This window comes from Pseudomonas sp. GW822-FHT06B12 (assembly GCF_058799675.1).
On the sequence record NZ_JBXALR010000001.1, the window covers coordinates 570,419 to 582,960 of the forward strand.

Genomic DNA, 12,542 nt, shown 5'->3' on the forward strand with positions numbered 1-12,542 from the left:
AACGGCCTGGCTCTGTCCAGGCCGTTTTCATTTGTGCTTCAGTGGTTTAGCAAATACTCGCAAAACAGGCTGAAGGTAAATTGCCGGTAAAGGCGCTTTGCTTAAACTCCGTCAGTGCTTATCTTTCAGCCTTCCGTATAAAGATGCCCACACGCGCCCAATGGTTGATCATTCAATGCAATCCTCTGCTTCCCGTCATCCCCGTCGCTGGCTATTCGGCCTGCTGGTCCTGTTGGTCATTGCCGGCCTGTGCTGGAAGTTCTGGCCAGGCGGTACGGCTCACAAAGACGCCCCTGCAGCAAAAGCAGCGGCGGGGCATGTCGGCAAGTCTGGCGGGATGCGTCCGGGTTTCGGTGGTGCCACAGGACCGGTCCCGGTTCGGGTCGCGCCAGCCGTCGTGGGTGATTTCCCGCTGTACTACAAAGCGCTGGGCACGGTCACTGCACTGAACACCATTAATGTGCGCAGCCGCGTGGGCGGCGAATTGGTGAAGATTGCGTTCGAAGAAGGGCAGATGGTCAAGGCCGGCGACCTGCTCGCCGAGATTGACCCGCGTCCTTACCAGAATGCCTTGCTCCAGGCCGAAGGCACGTTGTTGCAGAACCAGGCACAGTTGAAAAACGCACTGGTGGATGTAGAGCGCTATCGCGGCTTGTATGCGCAAGACAGCATCGCCAAGCAGACCCTCGACACCGCGGCAGCACTGGTCGGCCAGTACCAGGGCACGGTCAAGACCAATCAGGCGGCGGTCAATGACGCCAAACTCAATCTGGAATTCACCAAAATCCGCGCCCCGATTACCGGGCGCGTCGGTCTGCGGCAGCTGGACGTCGGCAACCTGGTGGCCGCCAATGACACCACGTTCCTGGCGGTCATCACCCAGACCCAGCCGATCAGCGTGGTCTTCACCTTGCCGGAAAACAGTCTCGAGACCGTACTGGCCCGCTACCACTCAGGTGCCAAACTACCGGTTGAGGCCTGGGATCGGGGCGATACCCAATTGCAGGCCAGCGGTGTCTTGCAGAGCCTGGACAACCAGATCGACACCACCACCGGCACGCTGAAGTTCAAGGCACGCTACGACAACCGCGATCTGGCGCTGTTTCCGAATCAGTTCGTCAACGTCCGACTGCTGGCCGACACCCTCAAAGGGGTGGTGCTGGCGCCTTCGGCGGCTATTCAGTTCGGCACTAACGGCACCTTCGCCTATGCCCTGGACGGTGACAAAAAAGTCACCATTCGCCCGTTGAAAATCGGCGCCAGCGATGGCGACAACACGGTGATCAAGGAAGGCTTGAAAGCGGGTGATCGGGTGGTTCTGGAAGGCACCGATCGCCTCAAGGAGGGCAGTGAAGTCGAGGTGGTCAACGACAGCAACGCCGTGCCAGCGACCCCGACCGAAAGCCAGGGCCCATCGGCAAACGCCGCGACTGATCCGAAAGCCACTGGCAAGGCGCACAAGGGCCGCGCATGAACATCTCGCGTCTGTTCATCCTTCGCCCGGTAGCCACTACCCTGAGCATGCTGGCCATCGTTTTGGCCGGCCTGATTGCCTACAAGTTGCTGCCGGTATCGGCACTGCCTCAGGTCGATTACCCGACCATTCGGGTCATGACCCTGTACCCGGGCGCCAGTCCAGATGTGATGACCAGTGCGGTCACCGCGCCACTTGAGCGTCAGTTCGGGCAAATGCCCGGCCTGACCCAAATGGCCTCGACCAGTTCCGGCGGTGCCTCGGTGCTGACCCTGCGCTTCAGCCTCGACATCAACATGGACGTCGCCGAGCAGCAGGTGCAGGCGGCGATCAACGCGGCGACCAATCTGCTGCCCAAGGACTTGCCGGCACCGCCGGTGTACAACAAGGTCAACCCGGCGGACACCCCGGTGCTGACCTTGGCGATCACCTCCAAAACCATGTTGCTGCCCAAGCTCAATGACCTGGTCGACACGCGCATGGCGCAGAAAATCGCCCAGATCAGTGGCGTCGGCATGGTCAGCATTGCCGGCGGCCAACGTCAGGCCGTGCGAATCAAGGTCAATCCTGAAGCCCTGGCGGCCAACGGCTTGAACCTCTCGGACGTGCGCACCTTGATCGGCGCGTCCAACGTCAACCAGCCCAAAGGTAACTTCGACGGTCCGACCCGGGTCTCGATGCTCGATGCCAACGATCAGTTGACCTCGCCCAAGGACTACGCCGAACTGATCCTGGCCTATAAGAACGGCGCGCCGTTGCGGCTCAAGGATGTCGCGCAGATCGTCGACGGTGCCGAGAACGATCGTCTCGCCGCGTGGGCCAACGAAAACCAGGCTGTGCTGCTGAACATCCAGCGCCAACCGGGTGCCAACGTGATCGAGGTGGTCGACCGGATCAAGGCTTTATTGCCGAGCATCACCGATAACCTGCCGGCCGGCCTCGACGTTACCGTGTTGACCGACCGTACCCAGACCATCCGTGCGTCGGTGACCGACGTGCAGCACGAACTGCTGATCGCCATCGCCCTGGTGGTGATGGTGACGTTCCTGTTCTTGCGCCGTGCCAGCGCGACCCTCATTCCGTCGATTGCGGTGCCCTTGTCGCTGATCGGTACTTTTGGCGTGATGTACCTGGCCGGTTTCTCGGTCAATAACCTGACGTTAATGGCGCTGACCATCGCCACCGGTTTTGTGGTGGACGACGCGATCGTCATGCTGGAAAACATTTCGCGCTTCATCGAGGAGGGCGACAGCCCGTTGCAGGCGGCGCTCAAGGGCGCCAAACAGATCGGTTTCACCTTGATCTCGCTGACGCTGTCGCTGATTGCGGTTCTGATTCCGCTGTTGTTCATGGCCGACGTCGTTGGGCGGCTGTTCCGCGAGTTTGCGATTACCCTGGCGGTGGCGATCCTGATTTCCCTGGTGGTTTCCCTGACCTTGACGCCAATGATGTGCGCGCGGTTGCTCAAGCGTGAACCCAAACCAGAAGAGCAGGGCCGCTTCTACCGGGCCAGCGGTGCGTGGATCGACTGGCTGATCGCCGCCTACGGGCGCAAGTTGCAGTGGGTGCTCAAGCATCAGCCGCTGACCCTGCTGGTGGCCATCGCCACTCTGGGCCTGACGGTGTTCCTGTATATCGTGGTGCCGAAGGGCTTTTTTCCAGTGCAGGACACCGGGGTGATCCAGGGCATTTCCGAGGCGCCGCAGTCGGTTTCCTTTGCCGCCATGAGCCAGCGTCAGCAGGAACTGGCCAAGGTCATTCTGGCCGACCCGGCGGTGCAAAGCCTTTCGTCCTACATTGGCGTCGACGGCGACAACGCGACCCTGAACAGCGGGCGATTGCTGATCAACCTCAAGCCGCACAAAGACCGCGATCTGAGCGCGGCCCAGGTGATCACCCGGTTGCAACCGCAGCTGGACAAACTGGTGGGCATTCGCCTGTTCATGCAGCCGGTGCAGGACTTGACCATCGAAGACCGGGTCAGCCGTACGCAGTATCAATTCAGCATGTCGTCACCGGATGTCGAGCTGCTCAGCCTGTGGAGCGGACGACTGGTCGAGGCGCTGGCCAAGCAGCCAGAGCTGACCGACGTTGCCAGTGATTTGCAGGACAAGGGCTTGCAGGTCTACCTGGTGATCGACCGCGATGCGGCTTCGCGGATCGGGGTTTCGGTGTCGAACATCACCGACGCACTGTACGACGCTTTCGGCCAGCGCCAGATCTCGACCATTTACACCCAGGCCAGCCAGTACCGCGTGGTGCTGCAGGCACAGGATGGCCAGAAGATCGGCCCGCAGGCGCTGGAGCAGATTCACGTCAAGACTACCAGCGGTGGTCAGGTGCGGTTGTCCAGTCTGGCCCATGTCGAAGAGCGCCAGGCGCAATTGGCGATTGCGCACATCGGCCAGTTCCCGGCGGTGATGATGTCCTTCAACCTTGCGCCCGGCGTGGCGTTGGGCCAGGCCGTCGAGCTGATCAACAAGGTGCAGGCGGATATCGGCATGCCGCTCGGCGTGCAGACGCAGTTTCAGGGTGCGGCTCAGGCGTTCGAGGCCTCGCTGTCGAGCACCTTGCTGCTGATTCTGGCGGCGGTGGTGACCATGTACATCGTGCTCGGCGTGCTTTACGAGAGCTACATTCACCCGATCACCATTCTCTCGACCTTGCCGTCGGCGGCTGTCGGCGCCTTGCTGGCGTTGATCCTCAGTGGCAATGACCTGGGCATGATCGCGATCATCGGCATCATCTTGCTGATCGGTATCGTCAAGAAGAACGCGATCATGATGATCGACTTCGCCCTCGATGCCGAACGCAATCAGGGCATGGACCCTGCCACGGCGATTTACCAGGCCGCGCTGCTGCGTTTCCGGCCGATTCTGATGACCACGCTGGCCGCGTTGTTCGGCGCTGTGCCGTTGATGCTCGCCACAGGCTCCGGTGCTGAACTGCGTCAGCCATTGGGTCTGGTGATGGTTGGCGGTTTGTTGGTGAGCCAGGTGCTGACGCTGTTTACCACGCCGGTTATCTACCTGTATTTCGACCGCCTCGGTCGGCGCTGGCGGCGTGCGCCTGAGCGTCTGGAGCCGGTAGAACAGCCATGAACCTGTCCGGACCTTTCATCCGTCGGCCGGTAGCGACCATGTTGCTGAGCCTGGCGATCATGCTGCTGGGCGGTGTGAGTTTCGGCTTGCTGCCAGTGTCGCCGCTGCCGCAAATGGACTTCCCGGTGATCGTGGTGTCGGCAAGCCTGCCGGGTGCGAGCCCCGAGGTCATGGCGTCCACCGTGGCGACGCCGTTGGAACGATCCTTCGGCGCCATCGCCGGGGTCAACACCATGAGCAGCCGTTCCAGCCAGGGTTCGACCCGGGTGATCCTGCAATTTGACATGGACCGCGACATCAATGGCGCGGCGCGTGAAGTGCAAGCGGCGATCAACGCCTCGCGCAACCTGCTGCCCAGCGGGATGCGCAGCATGCCGACCTATAAGAAGGTCAACCCGTCCCAGGCGCCGATCATGGTGCTGTCGCTGACCTCGGATGTGCTGGAAAAAGGTCAGCTTTACGACCTGGCCTCGACCATCCTTTCGCAAAGCCTGTCTCAGGTGCCGGGTGTCGGCGAAGTGCAAATCGGTGGTAGCTCGTTGCCAGCGGTACGTATCGAACTTGAGCCACAACTGCTGAACCAGTACGGCGTAGCGCTGGATGACGTGCGCAACACCATCGCCAACGCCAACGTGCGCCGGCCCAAAGGCTCGATCGGAGACGATCAGCGGATGTGGCAGGTACAGGCCAACGACCAGTTGGAGAAGGCCAAGGATTATGAACCGCTGATCATTCGCTACCAGAATGGCTCGGCGTTGCGCCTGAGTGATGTGGCCAAGGTCCGCGACAGCGTTGAAGACCGCTACAACAGCGGTTTCTTCAACGATGACGCGGCGGTGCTGTTGGTGATCAACCGTCAGGCTGGCGCCAACATCATTAAAACGGTCAACGATATCAAGGCACAGCTGCCGGCCTTGCAGGCGGTGTTGCCGGCCAGCGTCAAGCTGAACCTGGCGATGGACCGTTCACCAGTGATCAAGGCGACCCTGCACGAAGCGGAAATGACCCTGCTGATTGCCGTGGCGCTGGTGATTCTGGTGGTATTCCTGTTCCTCGGTAACTTCCGCGCGTCGTTGATCCCGACGCTGGCAGTGCCGGTGTCGCTGGTCGGTACGTTCGCGGTGATGTACCTCTATGGATTTTCGCTGAACAACCTGTCGCTGATGGCGCTGATTCTGGCCACCGGGCTGGTGGTGGACGATGCCATCGTGGTGTTGGAAAACATCTCGCGGCACATCGACGAAGGCATTGCGCCGATGAAGGCGGCGTACCTGGGCGCCAAGGAAGTCGGTTTTACCTTGCTGTCGATGAACGTCTCGCTGGTGGCGGTGTTCCTGTCGATTCTGTTCATGGGCGGGATCATCGAGAGCCTGTTTCGTGAGTTCTCGATCACCTTGGCGGCATCGATCGTCGTGTCGCTGGTGGTCTCGCTGACCCTGACGCCGATGCTCTGTGCCCGCTGGCTGAAGCCCCACACGCCAGGCGAGGAAAACCGTTTGCAACGCGCCAGCCGGCGCGCCAACGACTGGATGGTCAAACACTATGCCAGCAGTCTGGATTGGGTGTTGCGTCATCGGCGGCTAACGCTGCTCAGCCTGTTTATCACTATTGGCGTGAACGTCGCCTTGTATGTGGTGGTGCCCAAGACCTTTCTGCCGCAGCAGGACACCGGCCAACTGATCGGTTTTGTCCGTGGTGACAACGGCCTGTCGTTCAACGTCATGCAGCCGAAAATGGAGGTCTTCCGCCGTGCGGTGTTGAAAGACGATGCCGTGGAAAGTGTCGCCGGTTTCATTGGTGGTACCAACGGCACCAACAACGCCTTCATGCTGGTGCGTCTGAAGCCGATCAAGGAACGCAACATTTCTGCGCAGAAAGTCATTGAACGCATGCGCAAGGAAATGCCCAAGGTCCCGGGTGCCCAATTGATGCTGATGGCCGACCAGGACTTGCAGTTTGGTGGTGGCCGCGAACAGACCACCTCGCAATACACCTACATCCTGCAAAGCGGTGATCTATCGGCGTTGCGCGAGTGGTACCCGAAAGTCGTCGCGGCGCTCAAGGCGCTGCCCGAACTGACCGCCATCGACGCCCGCGAAGGGCGAGGTGCCGCGCAGGTGACGCTGGTGGTCGACCGCGATCAGGCCAAACGCTTGGGGATAGATATGTCCATGGTCACGGCGGTGTTGAACAACGCTTATAGCCAACGGCAGATATCGACCATTTACGACAGCCTGAACCAGTATCAGGTGGTGATGGAGGTCAATCCGAAATACGCCCAGGACCCGATCACCCGCAATCAGGTTCAGGTGATCACCGCTGCCGGCGCGCGTATTCCGCTGTCGGCGATTGCCCACTATGAAAACAGCCTGGAAAACGACCGGGTCAGCCATGAAGGGCAGTTCGCTTCCGAAAGCGTCTCGTTTGATATGGCCGAAGGCGTCACCGTTGAACAAGGCTCGGCCGCCATCGAACGGGCGATTGCCAAGTTGGGGCTGCCGGAAGAAGTGATCGCCAAGATGGCCGGTACCGCCGACGCCTTTGCCGCAACCCAGAAGAGTCAGCCGTGGATGATCCTCGGCGCACTGGTGGCGGTGTATCTGGTGTTGGGCGTGCTGTACGAAAGTTACGTGCACCCGTTGACCATCCTTTCGACATTGCCTTCGGCGGGCGTCGGTGCGTTGTTGTCGATCTATGTGCTGGGCGGCGAGTTCAGCCTGATTTCGCTGCTCGGGCTGTTTCTGTTGATCGGTGTGGTGAAGAAAAACGCCATTCTGATGATCGACCTCGCGCTACAGCTTGAACGCCATCAGGGCATGGAACCGCTGGAGTCGATTCGCAGTGCGTGCCTGTTGCGTCTGCGGCCGATTCTGATGACCACCCTGGCGGCGATTCTGGGTGCCTTGCCCTTGTTGCTCAGCACCGCCGAAGGCGCGGAAATGCGCCAGCCATTGGGTCTGACCATTATTGGCGGGCTGATTTTCAGCCAGGTGCTGACGCTTTTCACCACCCCGGTGGTTTACCTTTATCTCGACCGTTTGCGCCATCGGGTCAACCGCTGGCGTGGGGTTCGTACCGATGCTTCTCTGGAAACTCCGCTATGACTGACCGTTGCCTGTTCAACCTCGACGCACCGATGGCCCGGCGCCTGGTTTCGGCCCGCGGCTCGCGCTTGCTGAGTCTTTCGCTCAGCGTCTTGATGCTCAGTGCCTGCGCTATTGGTCCGGATTATCAGCGTCCGCCAGTGGCCGAGCCGGCACAGTACAAGCAGGCAGAAGGCTGGCGTCAGGCGACGCCGAGTGACTCATTGGCCCGTGGCGCCTGGTGGGAACTGTACGGTGATCAACAGCTCAACGGGCTGGTCGAGAAACTCAACAGTGCCAACCAGACCGTTGCCCAGTCCGAAGCCCAATACCGTCAGGCTCAGGCGTTGGTCCGCAGTGCCCGAGGTGCGTTTTTTCCAACGGTTGATCTGAGCGCCGGGAAAACCCGTTCGAGTCAGGGCACCGGTAGCAGCAGTTCAAGCCTGAGCAGTACCAGCAGCGGCATCCGCGACACCTATAACACCCAGCTTGGGGTGAGTTGGGAAGCGGACGTCTGGGGCAAGTTGCGTCGCGGTCTGGAAGCCGATAAGGCCAGCGCCGAAGCGAGTTTTGCCGACCTGGCCGCGATGCGCCTGAGTCAACAATCGGAGCTGGTGCAGAACTACCTGCAATTGCGGGTGATCGACCAGCAAAAGCGCCTGCTGCAAGCCACGGTCGAGAATTATCAGCGTTCGCTGCAAATGACCGAAAACCAGTACCGCGCCGGCGTGTCCGGCAAGGACGCGGTGGCCCAGGCGCAAACCCAGCTGAAAAGTACTCAGGCCGACATGGTCGATCTGATCTGGCAGCGTGCGCAGTTCGAGAACGCGATTGCGGTGCTGATCGGTTTGCCACCGGCTGAATTCAATCTGGCCGAAGCCCAGACCATTCCAGCATTGCCGCAGGTTCCGCTGAGCCTGCCTTCGCAACTGCTGGAACGGCGCCCGGACATCGCCTCGGCCGAGCGTTCGGTGATCGCCGCCAACGCCAACATCGGCGTGGCCAAAGCCGCTTACTACCCGGACCTCACTTTGAGTATGGCCGGCGGTTACAGCAGCAGTACCTACTCCAACCTGATCAGCTTGCCGAACCGTTTCTGGTCGGTGGGCCCCAAGCTTGCCATGACCTTGTTCGATGGCGGCCAGCGCTCGGCGGAAGTCGACCGCAGCGAGGCGGTATACGACCAGACCGTGGCCAAGTATCGGCAAACCGTGCTCGACGGGTTCCGCGAAGTCGAAAACTACCTGGTGCAGCTCAAGGTGATGGAAGACGAGGCAGCGGTGCGTCAGCAAGCACTGGACTCGGCTCGCGAGTCGTTGCGCCTGACCCTGAACCAATACAAGGCCGGGTTGATCGCCTACCTCGACGTAGTGGTGGTCCAGGCCACGGCCCTGAGCAACGAGCGTAGCGTACTGACCTTGCAGCAAAGCCGGTTGATTGCCAGCGTGAATTTGATCGCCGCGTTGGGTGGTGGCTGGGATGGCCATACCCAGCCGTAGGCGTTTTGAAAAGATCGCAGACCCCCCGGGATACATGGATACACGTCGCCCCCCATAGGAGCTGCCGAAGGCTGCGATCTTTTGACGTCAGCCTCTAAAAGAAAATTTCAGACTGTCCGTCGCGCTAATGGCCTATTGGTTACTTTGTGAGTGCGTTCGTTGATGGAATCAGTACAATCGCGCACTTTGCCCCCACCAGCATGGATGCAGATCGACGGGGCGACCACGAGAAGTTCTGATGCTCATCGGTAGCTATTCCCCCGCCCTGGTTCTGATCTCCCTCTGTGTGGCGATTCTTGCCTCCTATACCGCCCTGGACCTGACCGGACGCATCGCAACGGCCAAAGGTCGGGCGGTTCATCTATGGACGGCGGGTGGTGCGTTGGCCATGGGGGTGGGCGTATGGTCGATGCATTTCATTGGCATGCTGGCGTTCAGGCTGCCGCTGATCCTCGGGTACGATATCGGCATCACCTTTTTGTCGCTGGTGATCGCTATTCTGTCCTGCGGGTTCGCGCTGTGGCTGGTCAGTCAGCCGCGTTTGCCGGGCTGGCAACTGGCGTTTGGCGCATTGATCATGGGCGCGGGCATCAGCGGTATGCACTACACCGGCATGGCCGCCATGCGCATGCAGCCAGGCATTGATTACGACCCGACATTGTTTGGCGCCTCGTTGGTGATTGCGGTCGGCGCTTCTGCCGCGGCGTTGTGGATCGCCTTTCGTTTGCGCCAGAACACCCCGTATGTGCGCTTCGCTCGTGGCGGCGCAGCCGTCGTCATGGGCTTCGCCATTGTTGGCATGCACTACACCGGGATGGCAGCAGCGCAATTTCCCGAGGGCAGCTTTTGTGGTGCCGCACTCGACGGTTTGAGCGGTAAGGGCCTGGACAACCTGGTACTGATCACTACCCTGGCGGTGTTGAGCATCGCGTTGTTGACTTCGATCCTCGATGCACGTCTTGAAGCACGCACTGCCGCGTTGGCCTACTCACTGACCCTGGCCAACCGCGAACTCACCCAACTGGCGTTGCACGACACCCTGACCGGGTTGCCGAATCGTGTATTGCTGGCCGATCGCATCGACCAGGCTATGCATGTGGTGCAGGAGCAGGGCGGTTGTTTCGCGTTGATGTTCATCGACCTGGACGGTTTTAAACCGGTCAACGATGCTTTTGGTCACCACATGGGCGACCAGTTGCTGCGCGAAGTCGGCGTACGTTTGCGCGAGGACCTGCGCAGCCAGGACACGCTGGCGCGAATTGGCGGTGATGAATTCGTCTTGCTGGTGCAACTCGCCGAACCCGACGATGCCTTGCGTCTGGCGGCGCGTCAGGTTGCCTTGATCTCGCGCGCCTTCCGGGTCGCTGAGCACGACTTGCAGATCTCTGCGAGCGTTGGCATTGCCGTTTACCCTGGCAACGGACAGACTCCGCAAGAACTGCTGATGAACGCCGACGCGGCGATGTATCACGCCAAGGGCGCGGGCAAGAACGGCTACAGCTTCTTCGATGCCTCGATGAACACCAACGCCCGCAAGCAACTGCAAATGCTTCAGGATTTGCGTAATGCGCTCGAGCAACAGCAATTCAGCTTGCACTACCAACCCAAGTTTGACGCCAGCAATGGCCTGCCAATCGGTGCCGAGGCCTTGTTGCGTTGGGAGCATCCAACCCAGGGCATGCTGCTGCCGGACAAGTTCATCGAGCTTGCGGAGAAAACCGGGCTGATCATCCCGATCGGCGATTGGGTGCTCAATGAGGCGTGCCGGCAAATGCGCATCTGGCACGTCCAGGGTTACACCAACTGGCGCATTGCGGTGAATCTCTCGGCGTTGCAGTTCTGTCATGTCGGGCTGGTCCAAAGCGTCGCCAACGCCCTGGCCACCCACGGTTTACCGGCCAACAGCCTGACTCTGGAAATCACCGAAACCACCGCAATGAGCGATGCCGATGCGAGCATGACAGTGCTCCAGCAGCTCTCGGAAATGGGCGTTGACCTGTCCATTGACGACTTTGGCACCGGTTATTCGAGTTTGATGTACCTCAAGCGCCTGCCGGCCAATGAGCTGAAGATCGACCGTGGTTTTGTCCGCGACCTGGAGCGCGACAGTGATGATGCGGCGATTGTCTCGGCCATCGTCGCTCTAGGTCAGGCATTGGGTTTACGCATCGTCGCCGAAGGCGTGGAAACCGATGTGCAACAGGACTTCCTGACTCAGCTCGGCTGTGATTCGTTGCAGGGCTACCTGCTCGGCCACCCGTTGCCGGCCGACAGGTTCATGGTCGACATTCACCGGGCCGAGCAATTGGCAACAGGCTGAACTCCACCCGTAGCAGCTGCCGAGCCTGCGAGGCTGCGTTCGGCTGCGAAGCAGTCGTAAAGCCTGTATGCACGGTCACCCTGAAACACCGCAGCGTCTGAATTCACGGCCGCTTCGCTGCCGAACGCAGCCTTCGGCAGCTGCTACGGGAGTTGTGTTGCTCGTCCCACTCGATGAGCGCCCATGCAAAACCCGACGCTGGCAGGTATCCTTTCGGCGCAAGGCTTCGGGTTTGAATGGGGGAATCAGCATGGACAAAGTCATCGTCATCACCGGCGGCGGTCGTGGTATTGGTGCGGCCACGGCGCTCCTGGCCGCTGAGCAGGGCTATCGAATCTGCATCAACTACCAGGCCGACGAACAGGCTGCGCAACACGTGCTCGAACAAGTCCGCGCGCTTGGCGCCCAGGCGATTGCGGTACGCGCTGACGTCAGTATCGAAGACGAAGTGATCAGCCTGTTCCATCGCGTCGACACCGAGTTAGGTCGAGTCACTGCGCTGGTGAACAATGCCGGTACCGTTGGGCAAAAGTCGCGGGTCGACGAAATGTCCGAGTTCCGCATTCTGAAAATATTGAAAACCAACGTCCTGGCGCCGATCCTCTGCGCCAAGCATGCGCTGCTGCGCATGTCACCCAAACATGGCGGGCAGGGCGGTAGCATCGTCAACGTGTCCTCGGTCGCCTCGCGCCTCGGCTCACCGGGTGAATACGTCGATTACGCAGCCTCCAAGGGCGCGCTGGATACGTTCACCATTGGCTTGTCCAAAGAAGTCGCCGGCGAAGGCATCCGGGTCAACGCCGTACGTCCCGGCTATATCTACACCGACTTCCACGCCCTGAGCGGCGACCCGGATCGGGTCAGCAAGCTTGAGTCAGGCATTCCCATGGCCCGCGGCGGCCGCCCGGATGAAGTGGCCGAGGCGATTATCTGGTTGCTGTCGGATAAAGCGTCGTATGCGACAGGGACGTTTGTGGACCTGGGTGGCGGGCGCTGAGGTTTTAGATTTTCGTTGTCAGGCCTGGCCTCTTCGCGAGCAAGCTCGCTCCCACATTGGTTTTGTGT

At 60.4% G+C, this 12,542-nt stretch carries 6 protein-coding genes; all 6 read left to right on the forward strand.

Features of this window, described 5'->3' with window-relative positions:
- Window positions 1–160: 160 nt before the first annotated feature.
- The 6 genes from AC1RKH_RS02760 to AC1RKH_RS02785 all read left to right on the forward strand — a co-directional run bounded on the left by AC1RKH_RS02760 (window position 161) and on the right by AC1RKH_RS02785 (window position 12,474).
- Window positions 161–1,474: an MdtA/MuxA family multidrug efflux RND transporter periplasmic adaptor subunit gene (locus AC1RKH_RS02760; protein WP_493061006.1), complete on the forward strand. Its 1,314-nt coding sequence runs from the start codon at window positions 161–163 to the stop codon at window positions 1,472–1,474.
- Window positions 1,471–4,575 carry an MdtB/MuxB family multidrug efflux RND transporter permease subunit gene (locus tag AC1RKH_RS02765; protein ID WP_493061007.1) on the forward strand — a complete coding sequence of 1,035 codons (3,105 nt, stop codon included), beginning with the start codon at window positions 1,471–1,473 and terminating at the stop codon, window positions 4,573–4,575. The genes AC1RKH_RS02760 and AC1RKH_RS02765 overlap by 4 nt, the downstream gene beginning before the upstream one ends.
- On the forward strand, window positions 4,572–7,679 hold the full coding sequence (locus AC1RKH_RS02770) for an efflux RND transporter permease subunit (RefSeq protein WP_493061008.1): 3,108 nt from the start codon (window positions 4,572–4,574) through the stop codon (window positions 7,677–7,679). The genes AC1RKH_RS02765 and AC1RKH_RS02770 overlap by 4 nt, the downstream gene beginning before the upstream one ends.
- Window positions 7,676–9,157 carry an efflux transporter outer membrane subunit gene (locus AC1RKH_RS02775; RefSeq protein WP_493061009.1) on the forward strand — a complete coding sequence of 494 codons (1,482 nt, stop codon included), beginning with the start codon at window positions 7,676–7,678 and terminating at the stop codon, window positions 9,155–9,157. The genes AC1RKH_RS02770 and AC1RKH_RS02775 overlap by 4 nt, the downstream gene beginning before the upstream one ends.
- A gap of 238 nt (window positions 9,158–9,395) precedes the next feature.
- Complete coding sequence (locus tag AC1RKH_RS02780; RefSeq protein ID WP_493061010.1) at window positions 9,396–11,477, forward strand: putative bifunctional diguanylate cyclase/phosphodiesterase; 2,082 nt, start codon at window positions 9,396–9,398, stop codon at window positions 11,475–11,477.
- 250 nt (window positions 11,478–11,727) lie between these two features.
- On the forward strand, window positions 11,728–12,474 hold the full coding sequence (locus AC1RKH_RS02785) for an SDR family oxidoreductase (RefSeq protein WP_123424448.1): 747 nt from the start codon (window positions 11,728–11,730) through the stop codon (window positions 12,472–12,474).
- Window positions 12,475–12,542: the final 68 nt, after the last annotated feature.

Bases quoted from the DNA above. Each gene is read 5' to 3' on its own strand.
- AC1RKH_RS02785 (WP_123424448.1), top strand. From the start codon at position 11,728: ATGGACAAAGTCATCGTCATCACCGGCGGCGGTCGTGGTATTGGTGCG.
- AC1RKH_RS02780 (WP_493061010.1), top strand. From the start codon at position 9,396: ATGCTCATCGGTAGCTATTCCCCCGCCCTGGTTCTGATCTCCCTCTGT.
- AC1RKH_RS02760 (WP_493061006.1), top strand. From the start codon at position 161: ATGGTTGATCATTCAATGCAATCCTCTGCTTCCCGTCATCCCCGTCGC.
- AC1RKH_RS02775 (WP_493061009.1), top strand. From the start codon at position 7,676: ATGACTGACCGTTGCCTGTTCAACCTCGACGCACCGATGGCCCGGCGC.
- AC1RKH_RS02770 (WP_493061008.1), top strand. From the start codon at position 4,572: ATGAACCTGTCCGGACCTTTCATCCGTCGGCCGGTAGCGACCATGTTG.
- AC1RKH_RS02765 (WP_493061007.1), top strand. From the start codon at position 1,471: ATGAACATCTCGCGTCTGTTCATCCTTCGCCCGGTAGCCACTACCCTG.